Here is a 19,596-nt window from a genome sequence, read left to right on the forward strand (position 1 = left end):
CAGCGTACCGAATTACAATTCGGTATGGCAAGGATCCGGATCCCGGCGGCACAGCGGCGTGCCCGCATCCTCGACGCGGCCGTCGAAGCCTTCGCCGAGCACGGGTTCGCCGAGGCCAAGATGCAGGACATCGCCAAGCTCGCGGGCGTGGTGCCCTCGGTGCTCTACGACCATTTCGGTTCCAAACGCGAGCTGCACATCGCCGTCCTGGAGCTGCACGCCGAGCAGCTGCGGGAACGCTCGCTGCGCCGGGTCGAGGGCGCCACCGCCGAAGACCTGGTGCGCGCGAGCATCTCCAACTACTTCGAGTTCGTCGAGGCCGATCCGTTCATGTGGAGGTTCCTGCACCGCGATCCGCCGGCCGACCCGCAGACCGCGGCGGTGGTTCAGGAAATCGCCGACCGGGGTACCGCGGCGATCGCCGATCTGATCCGGTTCGGCGCCGGTGACACCACCTCGGTGCGGGGTATCAGCCTCGATGATTCGGCGTGGATCCTGGCGCGCGCCACCCAGTCGGCCTGCCACGGGGTGGCCACCTGGTGGTACGAAAACCGCGAGGTGCCCCGGGAACGGGTGGTGGAGCTGGTGACGATGCTGCTGTGGCAGGGCTTCGACGGGCTGCTCAAACAGGCATCGCGTTAGGTGTTGCGGCCGCCGTTGACGCCGAGCAGCTGGCCGGTGATGTAGCCGGCCTCCTCGGAAACCAGGAACGAGCACGCCGCGGCGATGTCCTCGGGTCTGCCCATCCGCCGCACCGGCGTCGCGGCGATGGTGTCGTTGATATCGCCCAGCAGCCCCCGACTTTCGGCGCCACGCAGCATCGGGGTGTCGATGAAGCCCGGTGGCACCGCGTTGACGGTGATGCCGAACTGGCCGTACTCCAGTGCCAGCGATTTGGTCAGTCCGTTCACCGCGGACTTGGCCGAGACATAGTGGCTCATGAACGGCACACCCGAATGCGTGCTGGACGACGAGATGTTGACGATGCGGCCCCAGCCCGCATCGATCATGTCGGGCAGCACGGCCTGCACGGTGTGGAAGACACCGTGCAGGTTCACGTTGATCACCCGCTGCCATTCCTCGAAGGTGATGTCGGTGAACTGCTTGAAGCCGTCCAGGCCGGCCGAGTTCACCAGAATCGCTATGGGGCCCAGTTTTTCGCGGATCTGATCCATAGCGGCGTCGACTTGCGCGCGGTCGGTCACGTCGGCGGTGAAGGAGAGGTCGTCGGCGGAGGCCGCCAGATCGAGGGTGGCGACCTGGTAGCCGTCGGCCCCGAGCCGTTGCGCGATGGCCCGCCCGATGCCGGATCCGCCGCCGGTGACCACTGCTGTCCTCATTTGGTTCCCTTCGTGAAATCGGTTGCGGGCGAACGACGTGGGGCACGCAGACCCAGCGTCCGGCGCCCGGTCTCGACCAGATGGCCGAGCAGGTCGTCGTCATCGATGGTGATCCAGCCGGGCCCGACGGCGCCGGCGATGCCGCCGACCACGACGGCGGCCTTCACCAGTCCGCCGGGTCCGGGTTCGACGTCGGCGAGCAGCCTCATCTGCCGTTCGATGAGCTCGGCCCAGCCGGGCTGGGCGCTGAGCTGGCGGATGACACTGGGATCACCGCCGAGCACCGAGACCAGCGCGCGATGACGCACCGCCATCTCGGCGTAGCCGCACAGCATGGCGTCCGCCCGGGCCGACACGCTGCGCAAGGTCTCCGCGGCATCGACGACGGTCTCCAGCTGCCGGAAGATCGGCTCGACGACGCCGGTGAGCAGTTGCTCGCGAGAGCGGAAGTGGTAGTAGATGGCCGCTTTGGTGAGGCCGAGTTCGTCGGCGATCATCTGCAGCGAGGTGCCTGCGAAGCTGTGCCGGCCGAACAGTGCGATCGCGGCATCGATGAGCCGCGCGCGGGTATCCGCTGCGTCCATGAGCCTCTCCCCACTCCCGGCGTACTAGCCGATCGTAAAGCAGACTACTTGCCGATCGTAAAGCGGGGGATGCCAAAGATCGGGCCGCGCCCGAAGACGCGGCCCGATCGGTGGAGACAGGTCAGTTGCAGAAGATCAGGAAGCAGTTGCCGCCCTGGCCACCGCCGCCCTGACCGCCTTGGCCGCCGCCGCGACCGCCGGACTCGCCACGGCCGTAGTCGCCACGCGAACCGGAGTCGCCCCGGGAGCCCTCGGAATTGCTTCCGCCCGAACCGTTTCCACCGTTGCCGCCGGTCGGCCAGGGCCACTGCGGCTGCTGCGGTTGTTGCGGTTTGGGCTGCTGCGGCTGCGGCTGTTGAGGCTGCGGGTAACCCGGATAGTCGTCATCGTCGTAGTCCGGATAGTCGGGCTGTTGCGTCTGACGCGGCTTCTGCTCCCACGGCGGACGCCAGACCGGCCACTGCGGTCGCGGCAGCACGATCACCGGTGGCGGCAGCACCACGGGCGGTGTCCACACCGGCGGCACCACGGGCGGCGCGACCGGGGCGGGGGCCGGCGGCGGGGCCACCGGCGCCGGGGCCGGAGCGGGCGCCTGCGGTGCGGGGGCCTGCTCGACGAACACCTGCCGGGGCGCCTGTTGCGGGGCCTGCTGCACGACGGGGATGGGCGCCTTGATGGTCTCGGCCGCGGTCGGGGGCGGAGCCGGGGCCGGTTGCACCGGCAGCGCTTCGGGCGCCGGCTTCGGAGCGGGGGCCTGCACGCTCGGTGCGACCGCGGCGCGCGCCGGCGCGGGGCGCTCATCGGCGGTCGGACGGATGCTGACGGCCAGCGAGATCGCGAGCGCGACGACGCCGATCACGAATATCGACGCCATGCTGCCGACCAGCAGGAAGGGCTTGTGCCCCTCCGGCGCGGGTTCGGCGTCCAGGTCGGCGAGATCGTCGGGGACATCGACGTAGTTCGGGACCGACGAGGGCGCCAGCTGGGTATCGGCGGCGGCCAGTACGGATCCCGCGGTGGGACCGTCGGGGTCCAGCGAGTAGGCCAGGCCCACGGTCGAGGCCTCGAACGCGGGGGCGCTCGCGGAGGCCAGGGCCGCGCCGCGCGCCAGTGCGAGCCCGGATTCCTCCGGAGCGCTGACCGGGATGTCGACGAGATCGCTCAGATGCTCTTTCACCGACGCCACGTCGACACCGGAGCCGACGACGAACATGCCCTCCGGTGCGGTGTCCTGCCCGGCGACCGCGGCGGCCATATCGGCCAGCACGGCCATCGCGTCGGTGCTGTGCAGGCTGCGGCTGAGCACCTTGACCACGGAACCGTCGTCGCCGCGCACCACCGACAGGGTGGCGGTGTCGCGGTTGAGGAACAGCAGGGCGGTGGAGCCGTAGCCGACGGCCCGGCCGGCCGCCTGGGCCAGCGCGCCGGCGGCGTGCAGTTCGGAGACCAACATGACGTCGTTGATGCCGTGCGCGTCGAGCGCGTCGCGCAGCGCGGAGGCGTCGGCGTGATCGGTCCAGGTGACCCCGATCGATTTCAGATGGTGCCCGCCGGCCTGCGCGCTCTCCTGGGTTCCGAGCACCGCCTGGACGACCTGATCGGCCGCGCTGAGCGTTGCTGAGTCACCCGATGCCGAGACCTCGAAGACATCGTGGTCGACGGTTGCGCCGTCGCCCTTCTCGCCCTCGACCAGCACCATGCGCACCGTGGTAGGTGTCATCGATACACCTAATACGATGTCCACTTGCCCCTCCAAAGTGTTTGCTACGTGGCTCGTTTCGTCGACGCCGAGCAGGCGACAGAAACCGGCAACTAGATAGTTCATCGCCGTGAGCAGCGCCGTCGTTACAGCCGGCGGCGTTAGCTAGAGCACGAAATAAACCCTACGCGGGTTCAGGGTTTGGCGAAGTTCAGATACGACTTCGACGGGGTCGGCCCACGCTGCCCCTGGTACTTGGAACCGGCGGCCGAGGAGCCGTACGGATGCTCGGCCGGGCTGGTCAGCCGCAGCAGGCACAGCTGCCCGATCTTCATGCCCGGCCACAGCGTGATCGGCAGGTTGGCGACGTTGGACAGCTCCAGGGTGATGTGTCCGGTGAAGCCCGGGTCGATGAATCCGGCCGTCGAGTGCGTCAGCAGCCCGAGCCGTCCCAGCGAGGACTTGCCCTCCAGCCGGCCGGCCAGATCGTCGGGCAACGCACAGCGCTCCAGCGTGGAGCCCAGCACGAACTCACCGGGGTGCAGTACGAACGGCTCCCCCTCCTTGGGCTCGACCAGCGTGGTCAGGTCGTCCTGGCGCAGCGCCGGGTCGATGTGGGTGTAGCGGGTGTTGTTGAAGACCCGGAACAGGCTGTCCAGGCGCACGTCGATGCTCGACGGCTGAACGAGGGAGTCATCGTGCGGGTCCAGCGCCAGCCGGCCCGCGGCGATCTCGGCGCGGATATCGCGATCGGAGAGCAGCACGCGACGAGCGTAACCGGCTCAGGTCAGGGACATGCCGGTGGCGCGTCGGCGCGCACCGGTGCATCGGCAGGCAACGTGTAGGTGACCACCGCGTTGGCGTCGTGCGGGCTGTCGTTGCGCACGATATGCGGCACCCCGGCCGGAATGAAGATGGCCTGACCGGCCAGGTACGGCATCGACGCGCACTGCTGGGCGGTCTGGATGGACACCGTGCCACCGGTGATGACGGTGTGTTCCGGGCCGGGGTGGGTGTGCCAGCCGCTGCTCGAAGGCGGGTGCAGCAGCAGTTCCTGGACGTAGAACGTCGTCGGGCCGGTGGTCTCGATCTGCACGGGCTCGGAGCTGGTGCCTTCGGCGAGGTCGGTGCGTTCGACGTCGCCCTCGGCGGGGGTGGCCGCCGCGGTGGGTGCCGTGATGACGGCCAAGGTCGCCAGGACGGCGGCGAGGCGTTTCATCAATCCCCCATCTCGTGAACTGGTAAGGCCTGGATGCTAGCCTTCCTGATCGAGCATGCCGATGTAGTTCAATGGCAGAACATCAGCTTCCCAAGCTGAATACGCGGGTTCGATTCCCGTCATCGGCTCCACGAAAGCCTGCAGGGGCCTCTCTATCTGCGCTCGATTGCCCATCAGGCCTGCGACAGGGCGAGAGATCATCGAGGCTATGCCACCCGCCAACCCGTTGCGCGCGAAAATACTTTCCGACAACAGGTCGATCAGGTCGTCGAGTGATGGTCCGCAGGATCGAGGTGCCGCCCTATGGACAGCGTGGGCTGTGCGGCACGCGCGATCGTGGACAGATCCGGGGTGTGGCCCGACGGTGAATAGGACGTGGTGCGTTCCAGCGGAATGGTTTCTCCCGGCTGAAGCGTGCCGGTGCCGTGGGACCGCAGCTCCATCGCCGCAGGCGCACTGCGCGTCTCGGGTTGAATAGCAGCGGTTGTCGTCTCCCCGAGATGTGCGCCGTCGCCGACCGTGAAGGTGATGACAGCATCGCCGTTAAGCAGTTGGACCCGCGACACCTCACCGACAGGTCGTCCGTTCATGACGACGTCTGCTCCCTGCCGCACACCGCCGGCGTCGTAGAAGACGGCCCGATAGTGAACCGCGCCCCGGTCAGGGGTGGCGCTGTGTAGCCACATCGCGAGTCCCGCGACGGCACACGCCACGCTGGCTGCGACCAGGCTGCGGATCAGCTTGTGGGTTCTGCGCATCGTCTGCCACCGCCCAGGACGGCGTTCATGCGGTCTTGTGCTCCCCGCGAACCGGGCCACCGGCCACCGCGGTCGCACCGAAACCGGCGGCGGTTCGTGTCATCTGGCGATAGTGGACCGCCGGGCCCAGCCACTCGGCCACGAAGCGGCGCAGGGCGGCACCGTCGCCGAGGAGTCGGCCGGGATCGACGAACAGCGAGTGGAACGTGCGGATGCAGAGTTCGACGATTTCGTCGAAGGTCGCACCGTCGAACCCGTGATGTGCCCAGTCGACATCGTAGCGTCGCAGCATGATTCGCCCGAAGGACATCGCGACCTCGGAGGTGAACGGCGTCGCCTGCACACCGTCAACCCGCGCATTGAGCACGTGCTCGAGCTGAGGGTCACCGCTGAGGGACTCCAAGGTGAACGCGACCCCCTCCACCAACGCCGCGGCGGGGTCATGCAGTCCGCGCATGTGCTCGCTCAGTCGCTCCAGGAACCCGTCGGCCGATCGCATACGACTGGCGGCGAGCATGGCCTCCGACCCAGGGAAGTACCGGTACACCGTTTGTCGGCTCACTCCGAGACTGCGCGCCACCTCCGCGACCGCGATTGACGGGCCATGTTGCCCCGCAAGCAAATCCACAACATCGAGAATGCGATTGATCGCCTCCTCATCGGATGCCGGGGTGTTCCCCGCCCACCCGTGCCTACGCATATCGCATCCCACAACCGACTTCCATGCGGACTACACTGGACACATTTAGATTGACCGTATCGTCACGCGTTGCCACCGTCAATGGCGAGCGTCCCCGACGTGACGACCACCGCCGACCAATAGCATTGGATTTGGTGCAATGTCACCCGGAGTCGCTCAACACAGGATCAGCGCATACTCCAAGCTCGCGTGTTAGCTCCCAGTCTGACGAGACAGAATCATAGGAACTGACTCGTCACTGTCTGCGGAGGCTGCTACGGTCAGCTTCAGCCGACGCTCCGAACCCGACAGTCCCGCACGTCCGCCCACCGAGAGGCACCTGACATGGCCGACGCGCCAACGAAGCGCCCTCGGTCGGACGAGGGGGTCGACAACGCATCAGCCTGCCTGTCGCCCCGCCGCAGGCGGTGGTTGCTGACCGTCGCCAGCCTCAACGTCCTGTTGGTCATGGCCTCGATGGTCGCGCTGAATGCGGCGCTGGGCGATGTGGCCCTGGATACGTCGGCCACGCAGATCCAACTGACCTGGATCGTCGACGGCTACACCGTGGCGCTGGCGTGCCTGCTACTGCCCGCCGGCGCACTCGGCGACCGCTACGGCCGCCGCGGCGCACTGCTGGTGGGCCTACTGATATTCACGCTTGCCTCCGCCGCTCCGACCATCTGGGACGCACCCTGGGAGATCGTGGCGGCACGGGCGGTCGCGGGTGTCGGCGCAGCATTGATGATGCCGGCAACGCTGTCGCTTCTCACCTCTGCGTATCCGCGTGAGGAACGCAACAAGGCGGTGGGCATCTGGGCGGGAGTCGCCGGGTCGGGCGCCATTTTCGGATTCCTGGGTGCCGGTGTACTGCTGTCCTTCTTCTCCTGGCAGTCGATCTTCTACGGATTCGCCGGCGCCGGCCTGCTGCTGTTGTGCCTCACCTTGACTCTCGGGTCCACCCGGGACGAGACCGCCACCCCGATCGACTGGCGCGGCGCGGTTCTGGTCGGCAGCGCCATCGCGGTGTTCGTCCTCGGCGTCGTGGAGGCCCCCACGCGAGGCTGGACCGACGCGGTGGTCGTCGGTTGCCTGATCGTCAGCATGCTGTTCTCGGTCGCATTTACGTGGCTGCAATTGCGCACGCCCCATCCGCTTCTCGACGTCCGACTCTTCGCCAACCCGGGATTTGGCGCGGGTGCCCTCGCCATCACCTTCCTGTTCTTCGCGATGTTCGGCTTCTTCTATCTCGTCATGCAGTTCATGCAGTTGGTCATGGGCTATTCCGCACTGCAGACCGCACTCGCTTTGGCGCCGTTGGCAGTCCCCATGCTTGCTGTCAGCAGCACCATCCACCTGTATCTGCCGAAGATCGGCCTACGCTTCGCGTTGGCCACCGGCCTGTCCCTGCTGGCCGTGGGGTTGTTGTGGATGACAACTCTCGATGCGGACACCACGTTCGTCGACCTCGTCGGCCCGTTGGTGGTGAGCTCGCTGGGCCTGGGATTCGTCATGTCTCCGGCTACATCGGCGATCATGACCGCCGCGCCCGACGAGAAACAGGGTGTCGCCTCCGCGGTCAACGACGCCACAAGAGAGCTCGGCGCCGCCATCGGCATCGCCGTCGCCGGGTCGGTACTGGCCGCGCAGTACCGCGACTCATTGGCCCCAGCGGTTGCGGACCTTCCCGCGGGCCCCCGTGCCGCGGCAACCGACTCGTTGTCCTCCGCACTTGCGGTGTCCGAGAAGCTCGGTCCGGCTGGCACCGATCTGGCGAGATTCGCGGAGGCGGCCTTCGTACACGCGATGGGTCAGGCGCTGTACGCGCTGTGCGCGGCACTGTTCGTCGGCGCCGCCGCCTTGGTATTCGTGAGTCCCGGACGGCAAGGCCGCCAGTGGGCGCTCCCGCGGCGTCGGCGTGGGCGCCATTGGTCGACGTGAGCGCCGGACACCGGCTCCGATTAGTGCCACCACATCTGTCGGCTCCCACCCATCACATCACATTGTGCGCAAAGGGGCTCTCATGCGAATGCCGCGTGCCATCGCCACGTTCAATCGCCGTGTCACCAATCCAGTGGCTCGTTCGATCACACCGTGGCTGCCGGGCCTGGGAACGCTCGAACACGTCGGACGCAACTCCGGCACCCGTTATCGAACGCCCCTCCTGGTCTTCAAGACCCGAGACGGCTTCGTCATCCTGATCGGCTACGGACCCGAATCGGATTGGCTCAAGAACGTCTTGGCCGGTGGGCCGACAGTGTTGTACAGGCGGGGAACGGCTGTCACGTTGGTGGGACCGCGGCTGATGGGGAAGGGCGAAGCGGCCCGACTCATCGCGCCTGTGTCGCGAGTGTTCTATCACCTCTTCCCCTACAACGAGGCGGCGCTGGTGCTCACGACGTACACCGACCGCAGATCGAGGTAACTATCCCGCAGCCGGCACGCTCCGGGCGCAGGATTGGTGCGCCCCCGGGCCCGCCACAGGAGCCGATCACCTGAGCTGGGGAAGAACGTCCTTCTCCCAGGCGGCGAAGAAACCCTCCTTGTCGGGTCCGATCTGCTGCACGTAGACCTCGTCGATATCGGCGTCCAGGTACGAACGTGCCTGCGCGACATGCTTGTCCACATCCGGCCCGCAGGTGATGCTCTCGGTCATGGATTCCCGCGGCACCAGCGACATCGCGTCTTCGAAATCCTGTGGACGCGGCAAGGTCTGCGCGAGTTGGCCGGGCAGCATGTCGTTGGCCCACAGCCGGTGCGCGGCATCGATGCCGGCGTCGGTCTCACGATCCCAACTCACCTTCATGCCGCCCTGCACCGGCTTGTCGCCGCCGCCCGCGGCGCGGAAGGTCTTCACCAGGTCGGCATCGGCCATCGTCAGGCAGTAGCCGTCGCCGATGCGGCCGGCGAGTTCTGCGGACTGGGGGCCGAATCCGGACACGTAGATCGGCACGGGCTGCTCGGGCAAGGTGTAGATCCGGGCCTCCTGGACCTCGTAATGCAGACCGTGATGGCTGATCACGTTCCCGGTATGCAGGAGGCGAATGAGCTCCACCGCCTCCTCGAGCATCTCCAGTCGCACGCCCGGTGACGGCCACGGGTCACCGAGAATGTGCTCGTTCAGCGCCTCCCCGCTGCCGACACCGAACACGAAGCGCCCGTCGAGTTGGACGGCCGCGGTGGCGGCCGCCTGCGCGAGGATCGCCGGGTGGATCCGGATGGTAGGACAGGTCACGGCGGTGGACACCGGCAGCGATGTCACCTCGGACAGCGCACCGATGACACCCCATACGAATGCGCTCTCGCCCTGCTCGTCATTCCACGGGTGGAAGTGATCCGATATCCACAGTCGGTCGAAGCCGGCGGCCTCGGCGCGTCGCGCCTGATCGACCAACTCTTTGGGGCTGTACTGCTCGGCCGACAGGAAGTATCCGATGCTCGTCATGGCCCACGGTTACCCGCTGGCGCAGCGATGAACCAGGCGTAGCGTTTCTACCGACGGCCGCGTGGAGGGACACAACCATGAACACAGGTGCCTGGTGACCGAGTTAGCCGCGGACGGTGCCGACCGGGAGTCGTTCATCGTCGAGACGCTCGTCGACGCCTTCAGCGATCTGATGGAGGCGGACCCGGACGCCTTCCGGACCAAGTTCCGCAAGATGGCCGCCGACCCGTTCGCATTCTTCCGCGGCAGCGCCTGCCTCTTCTATGCCGATGTGTTCGCCCTGGAGGACAGGTGGGCCGACGAGCGCACCAGTCGGGTCTGGATCCAGGGTGATCTGCATGCGGAGAACTTCGGCACCTACATGGATGGCGCCGGGGTGCTGATCTTCGACGTCAACGATTTCGACGAGGCGTACGTCGGGCATTTCACGTGGGACCTGCAGCGGTTCGCCGCGAGCGTGGCGCTGATGTGTTGGCAGAAGGCACTTTCGGACCAGACGATCACCATGCTGATCGAGACGTTTGTGCGGTCCTACCTGAAACAGGTTCGGTGGTTCGTCGAGGTCGAGGATGACGCCGCCTTCTCCCTCAATCTTGAGACCGCCCGCGGCGCCGTGCTGTCGGCGTTGCAGTCGGCCCGACTCTCGACCCGCGCCGGAATGCTCGACCGCATCACCGTCGTCGACGAATGGGACCGTCGCTTTCGCGAGCTGCCCGGTGTGGTGCAACTCGACGACGAGGAACGCAACAAAGTTGTGGCGGCGTTCCAGAGATACCTGGAGACCATCCCGGAGACCCAGCGGTTCCGCGGAATCGCCTACGACGTCAAGGATGTCATCGCCAAGACCGGCTTCGGTATCGGCAGCGCCGGCCTACCCGCCTACACCGTGCTGATCGAGGGCTTCAACCAGGCCCTGGACAACGACGCCGTGCTGTCGATGAAGCAGGGCAATGTGGCGGCGCCGGGACGGGTGGTCGACGACAAGGAAGTCCACGACTACTTCAAGCACCACGGGCACCGAACGGTGGTCTCACAGAGAGCGTTACAGGCGCATGCGGATCCGCTGCTCGGCTACACCGACATCGACGGGGTGGGTTTCGTGGTCAGCGAGATCTCACCGTACGAGGCCGATCTGGACTGGAGCGAGTTGACCGAGCCCGACGAACTCGCCGAGGTCATCGCGCAGCTCGGGCAGGCGGTCGCCAAGGTGCACTGCGTCAGTGACACGGACAGTGACCAATCGCTGGTCGACTTTCAGACCGAGGAGGCCATCGTCACCGTCATCGGGGACAACGAGCTCGACTTCACCGCCGACATCGTCGCGTTCGGACTGGATTACGCCGCCCGGGTGCGCGACGACCACCGGCACTTCGTCGAGGCGTTTCGCGAGGGGCGGATTCCCGGGGTCACTGCCACGTGACCGTTCCGCACCGAGGTCGCCCTACTCGGGATCACCCATCAGCGTCGCCACGTAGTCATCGACGTAGGTGGACAGCTCCCGCGGCGGCCGCTGGTAGCTCTCGCTGGGCGCCGCGCGCTTGGGAAGTTTCACCTTCGGCTTCTTCACGTCGTGGTAGTCGATGGTCGACAGCAGATGGTTCATCATGTTCAGTCGCGCATGCTTCTTGATGTCTGACTCCACGACATACCACGGGCTCAGCGGGGTGTCGGTGTGCACCATCATCTGGTCCTTGGCGCGCGAGTAGTCCTCCCAGCGGTACACCGATTCCATGTCCATCGGCGATAACTTCCATTGCCGCACAGGATCATTCATGCGGGACTTGAAACGCCGCAGTTGCTCGTCATCGGACACCGAGAACCAGTACTTGCGCAGCAGGATCCCGTCCTCGATCAACATCTGCTCGAACACCGGTGTCTGGCGCAGAAAAAGTTCATGCTCGGCGGGGGTGCAGAAACCCATCACCGTCTCCACCCCGGCGCGGTTGTACCAGGACCTGTCGAACAGCACGATCTCACCCTTGGCGGGCAACTGCGAGATGTAGCGCTGGTAGTACCACTGACCGCGCTCCCGGTCGCTGGGCGCGGGCAGCGCCTCGATCCTGGCGATGCGTGGGCTCAGATATTCGGTGATCCGCTTGATCGTGCCGCCCTTGCCGGCCGCGTCGCGGCCTTCGAAGACCACGACGACGCGCGCGCCGGTGTGTTTCACCCACTCCTGCAGCTTCACGAAATCGGTCTGGAGGCGAAACAACTCGGCCTCGTAGACCTCATTGGAGATCTTGGGCGGGCGGCGCTTCTTCTGCGTCTTCGCCGGTTTACCTCGTCCCGATTCGCTCATCTTCGAAGGGTAGTGCGATCAGACGATTCCGGCCCCGTGAGTGGCCGCCTCCAGGTTGCGCGGGTGATGACAGGCCGCCAGGTGCGCCTGCTCCCGCTCGACCATGTCCGGCTCGTCGGCCGAACAGACCTCGGTGGCCCAGCGGCACCGGGTGTGAAAGCGGCACCCCGACGGTGGATCGATCGGGCTGGGCACATCGCCTTCGAGGATGACCCGCTCGCGGGCCGCGTTGCGCCGCGGATCGGGGATCGGGACCGCGGACAGCAGCGCATTCGAGTACGGATGGAAAGGCCTGTCGTACAGCTCGTTCGCCGCGGCGGTTTCGACGATCTTGCCCAGGTACATCACCGCCACCCGGTCCGAGACGTGCCGGACCACACCGAGGTCGTGGGCGACGAAGAGGTACGACAACCCGAACTCCTGCTGCAGATCTTCGAACAGGTTGATGATCTGGGCCTGCACCGAGACGTCCAGCGCCGATACCGGCTCGTCGGCGATGATCAGTTTGGGCCGCAACGCGAGCGCCCGGGCGATCCCGATCCGCTGCCGCTGCCCGCCGGAGAACTCGTGCGGGAAGCGGTTGTAGTGCTCGGCCTGCAGGCCCACCCGGTCCAGCAGGTCCTGCACCTGGCGCTTGACCTCGCCGCCGCTGGCCAGCCCGTGCAGCTCGATGGGGTCACCGACGATCTGCCCGATCCGCTTGCGCGGGTTCAGCGACGCGTAGGGATCCTGGAACACCATCTGGATGTCGCGGCGGATCGGGCGCAGGTCCCGGCGGGATCGGCCCACCAGCTCCTGGCCCTGAAAACGCACCGATCCGGACGTGGGCGTCATCAGCTGCAGGATCAGCCGGCACAGCGTCGACTTGCCGCAGCCGGACTCACCGACCAGGCCCAGGGTCTCGCCTTCGTGCAAGGTCAGGCTGACCCCGTCCACGGCGCGCACCCGGGCCACCTCGCGTTCGATGAAGGCGCCCGCCTTGATCGGGAAATGCTTGACCAGGTCGGTGACCTCCAGCAGCGGCTCGCCGGTGCTCATGAGCTCACCGGCTTGCGCAGGCCGATCCGGCCGTCCACGTCACGCAGTGTCGACTTCTGCACCGGGTCCAGCCAGCACCGGTCCAGGTGGCCGACCGCTGACCGTGCCTCCAAAGGTGGTGGCTGCGTGCAGTTCTCGAACGCATGCGGACAACGCGGCGCGAAGCGGCACCCCGGTGGCAGGGACAACAGCGAAGGCGGAGCTCCCCCGATCTGCGGCAACCGGGAATGCTGCGGCGCATCCAGCGGCGTCAGCGACCCGAAAAGCCCCCAGGTGTAGGGGTGTTGCGGGTCGTAGAAGATGTCGTCGACGCCGGCATCTTCGACCACCTGCCCCGCGTACATGACCAGCACCCGGTCGGCGACCTCGGCAACCACGCCGAGGTCATGGGTGATCAGTACCACCGCGAGACCGCGTTGCTCGTTGAGATCGGCCAACAGGCGCAGGATCTGCGCCTGGATCGTCACGTCGAGAGCAGTGGTGGGCTCATCGGCGATCAGCACCTCGGGTTCCAGGGACAGTGCCATGGCGATCATCACCCGCTGCCGCATACCGCCGGAGAACTCGTGCGGATAGTCGCGCACCCGGCGTTCGGGATTGGGAATGCCCACGGTGCGCAACAATTCGACGGCGCGGTCGCGGGCCTCGGCGCGGGAGACATCCCGATGGGCGCGGATCATCTCGGTGATCTGGTCACCCACCCGGTACACCGGATTCAGCGAGGTCATCGGATCCTGGAACACCATGGCGATGTGTTCGCCTCGGACACTTTGCAATCCGCGGTCATCGAGCTCCGTCAGATCCTTGCCGCCGAACCGCACCGCGCCGCCGATGGTCGCATTCGGGGCGCGGGTCAGACCGATCACGGTCTGCGCGGTCACGCTCTTGCCGGACCCCGACTCGCCGACGATGGCCAGCACCTCCCCGGCGGCCAGGTCGAACGACACGCCGTCGACGGCGCCCACCACCCCGTCCTGAGTGGTGAAACTGACCCGCAGGTTGTCGACTTCGAGAATGGGGCTCATACCGGTGCTGCCTCTCCGAGCCGGATCCGTGGATCCAGGAATGCGTACGCCACGTCGACCAGGGTGTTGAACAGCACGATGAAGAACGCGCCGAACATCGTCACCCCGATCAGCGGCGGCAGGTCCAGCGAACCGATCGCCTGTCCCGCATACAGACCCACACCGTTGAGGTTGAACACCGTCTCGGTGAGGATCGCCCCGCCCCCCACGACGGCCCCGAAGTCGAGTCCGAACAGAGTGACGATCGGGATCATCGAGTTGCGCAGGACATGTTTGATGCGCACCTGCCGTTCACTGATGCCCTTGGCCCGTGCCGTCCGCACATGGTCGTCGTTCATCACGTCGAGCATGTTGGACCGCAGCACCCGACTGTAGAAACCGACGTAGAGCACCGCCAACGTCAGCCATGGCAGGATCAGGTGATACGCCCAGTCCAGCGGATCCTTCGTGAGCGGCACATAACTACTGGTGGGAAACAGTTCGGCCTTGAAACTCAAGTAGTACAACAGGATTGCGGCCAGCCAGAACACCGGCATCGAGATGCCCACCAACGACAGGATGGTCAGCGCACGGTCGGTGAACTTGCCGGCATGCACGGCGCTGAGATAACCGAACCAGATGGCCAGCGCCATCCACAGCACGGCGGCGCCGATGCACAGCGACAGGGTGGCCGGCAGGCCCTTCCAGATCTGCTCGACGACGTTCTGCGAGCTGGCATAGGACGTCAGCTGACCGGTGAAGATCTGCTTCATCATCGTCAGGTACTGCACATACAGCGGCTGATCGAGCCCCAGATCGGCACTGACCCTGGCGATCAGCTCCGGGTCGGCGTTCTTACCCGCGATGCGCGCCGCCGGGTCCGAGTTGGGAATCACGTTGAAGATCAGGAACACCAGCACCGAGATGGCGGCCAGCACACCGACCATCCCGGCGAGGCGTCGGATGACGAAACGCAGCATGTCAGTGCTCCAACCGGATCTTGGCGCGCGGATCCAGCGCGTCGCGCAGGCCATCACCGAACACGTTGAGCGACAACACCGTCAGCACGATCATCAGTCCCGGCACGATGGTCAGGTGCGGAGCGGTGTAGATGGTCTGGTAGCCGTCGGCGATCATGGTGCCCCACGAGGCGTTCGGGGCCCGCACGCCCGCACCCAGAAACGACAGCGCCGACTCCAGCAGCATGTTGTTGGCGATGTTGAGGGTGAAGAACACGATGATGGTCGACACCACGTTGGGCAGCAACTCGCTGACCATGATCCGCACCGGGCCCTTGCCCTGCGCCACCGCCGCCTCCACGAATTCCTTCTCCCGCAGCGCCAGGATCTCGCCGCGGATGGGGCGGGCCATATAGGGCACGTAGACCAGTCCGATGATCATGATCGGAATCCACAGCGAGTCGCCGGCCACCTGCAGCGGGCCGATCTTCAACCCGCCCAGGGCAAGCGCGGTACCCAGCGCGATGCCGAGCAGAAGTACCGGAAAGGCCCACACCACGTCCATCACCCGCGACAGCGCGGCGTCGATCCACCCGCGGTAGAAGCCGCACAGCAGTCCGACCAGAACGGCCAGCACCGTGGTGATGGCCGCGGCCGCCACACCGATGTAGATGGACGTCCGGCCGCCGTACATCAGGCGCACCATCACATCTCGGCCGTTCTGGTCGGCACCCAGCAGGTACCGGCCGTGCAGGCCCGGCCCGATCGGGGTGCCATCGGGTGAGACGATGTCGACCTGCTGCCCGTCGATCATCATCGTGTCGGTGATGTGGTTCTCGTTGGGCCCGGTGTGCGCCACCTGGTCTGCCCACAGCGGCGCGGCCAGGCAGAACAGCACGATCAGGAGGAACAGGCCGCCGAAGGCGAGGCTGACTTTGTTGCGCCGCAGTCGAAGCCACGCAAGGTACCAGGGGCTTCGGCCCCGGATCTGCGCCGCGGGAACCCCCGCCGGGAGTACGGGGTCCCCGGGCGCTTCGACGGCGTCAGTGGGGGTGGCCATCCCTACTTCAGGGCCAGCGCCGACCAGTCCTGGTTGAACAGGAGATGGTGGTAGGCCTTGTCGAAGTCGATCCGGTCGGAGACGAACGTGGTGAACTGCTCGTTGCCGTAGGGCGCCCAGGCCGCCTGCTCCATGTACGCCTTGTCCAGCGCCGCGTACTGCGCCTCGGTGTCGCCCTCGGTGAGCTGCTTGGTCAACAGCTCGTCCATCTTGGCGTCCAGCTCCGGGTAGGACGCTCGGGAGAAGTTGTTGCCGTTGGTGGGCAGGATCGCGTCGCTGTTGAGCAGCGGCCGGAAGAAGTCGTCCGGGTGCGGGAAGTCCTGGAACCAGTTGCCGAAACCGGTGTCCAGATCCGGGGTGGACTGGTTGCCGATCGTGGTGAAGTAGACGTCACCGGCGATCACCTTCAGCGTCGCGTTGAAGCCCAACTGGTTGAGCACATCGTGGTAGTACTCGCCGATACGCTTGCGGTCGGGCTCGTCGTTGGTCCACACCGTGATATCACGGTCGGCCGGGTTGGCCTCGGCAAGAAGCGCTTTGGCACGGTTCATATCGGGTCCGGGGTAGAGCTTGTACTCCTCGTAACCGGGCATGCCGGGCGGCAGGACCTGCTGCGTCGGGTGCATCCGGCCGCCGAACACCCGGTTGAGCGCCTCCGGGTCGATGGCGTAGTTCACGGCTTGGCGTACCCGCACATCGTTGAACGGTGCGGTCTGGTTGTTCATCCAGAAGTAGTAGGTGTTGATCGACTCTTCCATCCGGAATCGCTCGCCGAAGCGGGTTTTCACCTCCTGCAGGCGGTCCGCATCCGGTGGGTCGACCATGAAGTCGATGGTGTTCTGCTCGACGCCGGTGACCTGGGCGGTATTGCTCTTGTTCTGGGTGACGATGATCTTGTCGACGCTCGCGTCGGCGACCTCGGTGGCGCCGGCATCCAGGACGCTCTGGAAGTTCGGGTTGCGCTCCATCGTCAGGGTCTGCGGCGCTTCGACACTCGTGATCATGAACGGGCCGCTGGACGCGGGCGGATTGTTGGTCGCGTCATCGGACAACGGGGTGCTCGGCGGAACCGGGGCCGCGAACGGCAGTCCCAGTACGTTCTCGAACGTCCCGTTCGGACCGTCCAGCGTGATGGTGATGTCACCGGTGGCGTCGTCGGTGACGATGCCCGAGATGGTGTCGGCTGTCCCCTCGGCGTATTCGGGCGCGCCGACGATGCCGCTGTAGAACACCGACCCGCCAGAGTCGGCCTTGAACAGCCGCTGAATCGCGTAGGTGAAGTCCGAGGCCTTGATGGGTGTGCCGTCGGAGTACTTCATGTCCGACCGCAGCTTGAGCTTGTAGGTCTTCCCGTCCGGGGAGATCTCAGGCATGCCCTCGGCCAGGCCGGGCACCACCGCGGTGCCCTCTTCGCCCTTGGCATGCTTGTAGGTCAGCAGCGGGGTGTAGGTGTTGTAGAGCACTTCCCACCCTTCGAGGGTGTACGACAGCTGCGGGTCGATGTAGTCCGGGAACGACGTCATCGTGATGTTGATTTCGCCCCCGCCCGATGCGTCGGATGCTTCGTCGGTGCCGCATGCGGCGACACCGAACACGGCGACGACGGAGATACACGACAGGACGGTGGTCTTGCGCAGGGCTGTGCGCAGCTTGCTCATCTGGCTCCCTAGGTTCGCGGCTCGGGCGAGTCCCGTCCACGTTTACGCCTCTAAGGCGATTCGGGTAGCCATCTTGGACGGAAAACTGCGAGCACGCAGCGCAACGGCCGTAAATTTTCTGGTCTCTCAGGCAATTGACAGGAAACATTCCTGAAATTAACGCCTCCGCAAGCGTCGGGCGTGTCAGGGCGTGACGAGAATTCCGTCGTCCGAGGCGGCTTTCAGCAACTGCTGGATGGTCAGCTCGCCGTACCCGACGTGCACCGTGCCCCGCCGCGTCCCCAGCCAGGGAACCACGCCCGGGTCGGGATCGACATCGAGGTGATACGCCTGCACCCCCATCAGGTGGTACTGAAAGAAGTTGCCGAGGAAGTCGACCGCGAAGACGAGGCTGCCGATCAGGCTCTTGCCCCACATCGCCGCGGCGTTGACCATCGGATTCATCGCCTCGCGGTCGCCGATCAACACGATCGGACCGTAGTGCGGTTTGGCGCCGCCACCGGGCACGTACGCGGGGAAGAACGGTTGTAACCCAGGCAGATCGGTGGCCATGAACGCTGCGGGGCTGCCGTACTGGGCGATGTTGACGAAGTTCGAGTCGGCGCCGTTGCCTGCGACCTTGGTGTTCAGTCCGGGTGATTCGAATCCGATCCCGGCCAGGCCGGTCCGTTGCGCCACGAACTGCGCCTCCCAGCCGCCCAGCGAGTGACCGGTGACGAACACATCGTCGGCCGCGTAGCCCTGAAGGGCCGCCTCTTCCTGGACCCGCCGCGCAAACCGGAGCGCGTCGTAGAAGGCCAATGGGGTTGTGCCGGTGAGGATGACCTGCATATCGGCGGCCACTTGCGCCAGCGTGATCAGCGGGTTGACCAATAGGTTCGTCCCGCCGGTGGTGCCCTGGTAGGCGATGATGACCTGCCCCTCCGGGGTCACCCAGGCCTTGCCCGACATGCCGGAGAAGATGTTGGTCGACTGCATCTGGAATCCGTTGGCAGTCAACGGCACCAGTCCGCCGGGCGCGGTCCCCCAGCCGTACGCGGCCGTCGACGCGTTGAGGAACTGCGCCACCGTCGGGGTCGGTCGGTCGGTCGGTCCGGTGTAGGTCATGGTGGGCAGCACCGGCTGCACGGCCGGCGTGCGGTGCAGCCCGACCAATCGCTCCACTTCGCGGAACGCAGCGAACAGCAGATCGTTGATCGGCGCGATGTTGAACGGACTGCGGGGGCCGTTCGCGCTCGCGGTGAAGTCGAGGAACTGCAGCACGGCGTTGATGACGCGGCCGGGCAGCTCGAGCGCCCTGGCGATCGGAGACAGCGGCTTCGGCGGCGTGGGTGTGGTCACCTCGACGGCGGACGAGGCGAGAGCGCCGACCACCGTGGGCGCCGCGGTCTGGGCGGTCACCGCGGGCTCGGACGGCTGCAACGTCGGGGCTTCGATGGTCAGCACGGCCCTCGCTGCGCCGCTGCTCACGGCGCGGGGGGTGCGGACCGACCGTTCGACCCGGCGGGTGGTGAGCGGCCGGTCACGGTCCAGCGTGGCTCCGGAGCCCGCGCGCTTGGGCGCTGTCCTCGGTTCGGTGAGCGATATGCCCGGCTTGTCGGCTCCGGTTTCGGGTGTGTCGGTATCCGGCGTGTCCGGCTCGGAGCGGTCCTTGGGCTCGTCGGACGGATCCGGTTTGCCGGCAGCATCCGGGCCGGTGGAGGTCGAGGACGTCGACCCGGGGTCGTCGGCCCATGCCACGCCGTGCACGGGTGCGACGACAAGTCCCGCACTCATCAGCACCGCCGCCACGACGTACCGCAACGATCTGGCTTTCCCGCGCTCTGCAGCCTGCAACGCCGACCCCCTAGGCCC

The 19,596-nt window shown here is 66.3% G+C and carries 19 protein-coding genes and 1 tRNA gene; 5 read left to right on the forward strand and 15 right to left on the reverse strand.

Annotation, left to right across the window (positions count from 1 at the left end; translation table 11 throughout):
* The first annotated feature begins 24 nt into the window (after positions 1 to 24).
* The gene (locus EXE63_RS11850; RefSeq protein ID WP_168142124.1) at positions 25 to 642 is read left to right on the forward strand and encodes a TetR/AcrR family transcriptional regulator; all 618 of its coding nucleotides are present in this window, start codon (positions 25 to 27) and stop codon (positions 640 to 642) included.
* Here EXE63_RS11850 and EXE63_RS11855 read toward each other — a convergent pair.
* The 5 genes from EXE63_RS11855 to EXE63_RS11875 form a co-directional block, all read right to left on the reverse strand.
* Entirely contained in the window at positions 639 to 1,340 is a 702-nt protein-coding gene (locus tag EXE63_RS11855; protein WP_168142125.1) for an SDR family NAD(P)-dependent oxidoreductase, read from the reverse strand. The genes EXE63_RS11850 and EXE63_RS11855 overlap by 4 nt on opposite strands.
* A complete protein-coding gene (locus tag EXE63_RS11860; RefSeq protein ID WP_168142126.1) occupies positions 1,337 to 1,924 on the reverse strand; it encodes a TetR/AcrR family transcriptional regulator in 588 nt (195 codons plus the stop codon). The genes EXE63_RS11855 and EXE63_RS11860 overlap by 4 nt, the downstream gene beginning before the upstream one ends.
* A gap of 121 nt (positions 1,925 to 2,045) precedes the next feature.
* Complete coding sequence (locus EXE63_RS11865) at positions 2,046 to 3,668, reverse strand: DUF7159 family protein (protein WP_168142127.1); 1,623 nt, start codon at positions 3,666 to 3,668, stop codon at positions 2,046 to 2,048.
* Between the two features lie 149 nt (positions 3,669 to 3,817).
* A complete protein-coding gene (gene dcd / locus EXE63_RS11870) occupies positions 3,818 to 4,387 on the reverse strand; it encodes a dCTP deaminase (RefSeq protein WP_168142128.1) in 570 nt (189 codons plus the stop codon).
* A 23-nt stretch (positions 4,388 to 4,410) separates the two neighbouring features.
* Positions 4,411 to 4,842: a cupin domain-containing protein gene (locus EXE63_RS11875; RefSeq protein WP_168142129.1), complete on the reverse strand. Its 432-nt coding sequence runs from the start codon at positions 4,840 to 4,842 to the stop codon at positions 4,411 to 4,413.
* Between the two features lie 57 nt (positions 4,843 to 4,899).
* Between EXE63_RS11875 and EXE63_RS11880 the strand changes: the two genes are divergently transcribed.
* Positions 4,900 to 4,973 (forward strand) — tRNA-Gly (locus EXE63_RS11880).
* Between the two features lie 129 nt (positions 4,974 to 5,102).
* Here EXE63_RS11880 and EXE63_RS11885 read toward each other — a convergent pair.
* Together EXE63_RS11885 and EXE63_RS11890 are read right to left on the reverse strand one after the other, a co-directional pair.
* Positions 5,103 to 5,600, reverse strand: a complete 498-nt coding sequence (locus EXE63_RS11885; protein ID WP_168142130.1) for an MlaD family protein — start codon at positions 5,598 to 5,600, stop codon at positions 5,103 to 5,105.
* Between the two features lie 25 nt (positions 5,601 to 5,625).
* Entirely contained in the window at positions 5,626 to 6,300 is a 675-nt protein-coding gene (locus EXE63_RS11890; RefSeq protein WP_168142131.1) for a TetR/AcrR family transcriptional regulator, read from the reverse strand.
* Between the two features lie 324 nt (positions 6,301 to 6,624).
* On the opposite strand from EXE63_RS11890, the gene EXE63_RS11895 reads away from it, so the two are divergent.
* Together EXE63_RS11895 and EXE63_RS11900 are read left to right on the forward strand one after the other, a co-directional pair.
* Entirely contained in the window at positions 6,625 to 8,220 is a 1,596-nt protein-coding gene (locus EXE63_RS11895; RefSeq protein ID WP_168142132.1) for an MFS transporter, read from the forward strand.
* An 82-nt stretch (positions 8,221 to 8,302) separates the two neighbouring features.
* Positions 8,303 to 8,704 (forward strand): nitroreductase family deazaflavin-dependent oxidoreductase, encoded by a 402-nt coding sequence (locus EXE63_RS11900; protein ID WP_168142133.1) that lies wholly within the window; start codon positions 8,303 to 8,305, stop codon positions 8,702 to 8,704.
* Between the two features lie 66 nt (positions 8,705 to 8,770).
* Here EXE63_RS11900 and EXE63_RS11905 read toward each other — a convergent pair whose 3' ends face one another.
* The gene (locus EXE63_RS11905; RefSeq protein ID WP_168142134.1) at positions 8,771 to 9,724 is read right to left on the reverse strand and encodes a TIGR03557 family F420-dependent LLM class oxidoreductase; all 954 of its coding nucleotides are present in this window, start codon (positions 9,722 to 9,724) and stop codon (positions 8,771 to 8,773) included.
* Between the two features lie 172 nt (positions 9,725 to 9,896).
* Between EXE63_RS11905 and EXE63_RS11910 the strand changes: the two genes are divergently transcribed.
* Positions 9,897 to 11,144: a DUF2252 domain-containing protein gene (locus EXE63_RS11910; protein ID WP_168145535.1), complete on the forward strand. Its 1,248-nt coding sequence runs from the start codon at positions 9,897 to 9,899 to the stop codon at positions 11,142 to 11,144.
* A 21-nt stretch (positions 11,145 to 11,165) separates the two neighbouring features.
* Here EXE63_RS11910 and ppk2 read toward each other — a convergent pair whose 3' ends face one another.
* From ppk2 to EXE63_RS11945, 7 genes are all read right to left on the reverse strand, one after another.
* On the reverse strand, positions 11,166 to 12,023 hold the full coding sequence (ppk2, locus tag EXE63_RS11915; RefSeq protein WP_168142135.1) for a polyphosphate kinase 2: 858 nt from the start codon (positions 12,021 to 12,023) through the stop codon (positions 11,166 to 11,168).
* An 18-nt stretch (positions 12,024 to 12,041) separates the two neighbouring features.
* Positions 12,042 to 13,061, reverse strand: a complete 1,020-nt coding sequence (locus EXE63_RS11920; protein ID WP_168142136.1) for an ABC transporter ATP-binding protein — start codon at positions 13,059 to 13,061, stop codon at positions 12,042 to 12,044.
* Positions 13,058 to 14,086, reverse strand: a complete 1,029-nt coding sequence (locus EXE63_RS11925; RefSeq protein ID WP_168142137.1) for an ABC transporter ATP-binding protein — start codon at positions 14,084 to 14,086, stop codon at positions 13,058 to 13,060. Before EXE63_RS11925 ends, EXE63_RS11920 begins: the two co-directional genes overlap by 4 nt.
* Complete coding sequence (locus EXE63_RS11930) at positions 14,083 to 15,045, reverse strand: ABC transporter permease (protein WP_168142138.1); 963 nt, start codon at positions 15,043 to 15,045, stop codon at positions 14,083 to 14,085. The genes EXE63_RS11925 and EXE63_RS11930 overlap by 4 nt, the downstream gene beginning before the upstream one ends.
* Position 15,046: 1 nt before the next feature.
* The gene (locus EXE63_RS11935; protein ID WP_168142139.1) at positions 15,047 to 16,084 is read right to left on the reverse strand and encodes an ABC transporter permease; all 1,038 of its coding nucleotides are present in this window, start codon (positions 16,082 to 16,084) and stop codon (positions 15,047 to 15,049) included.
* Positions 16,085 to 16,086: 2 nt separating this feature from the next.
* Positions 16,087 to 17,742 (reverse strand): ABC transporter substrate-binding protein, encoded by a 1,656-nt coding sequence (locus tag EXE63_RS11940; protein WP_168142140.1) that lies wholly within the window; start codon positions 17,740 to 17,742, stop codon positions 16,087 to 16,089.
* 183 nt (positions 17,743 to 17,925) lie between these two features.
* A complete protein-coding gene (locus EXE63_RS11945; RefSeq protein WP_234904566.1) occupies positions 17,926 to 19,518 on the reverse strand; it encodes a hypothetical protein in 1,593 nt (530 codons plus the stop codon).
* Between the last annotated feature and the right edge of the window lie 78 nt (positions 19,519 to 19,596).

It is taken from the genome of Mycolicibacterium frederiksbergense (assembly GCF_012223425.1).
Taxonomy (GTDB): domain Bacteria; phylum Actinomycetota; class Actinomycetes; order Mycobacteriales; family Mycobacteriaceae; genus Mycobacterium; species Mycobacterium frederiksbergense.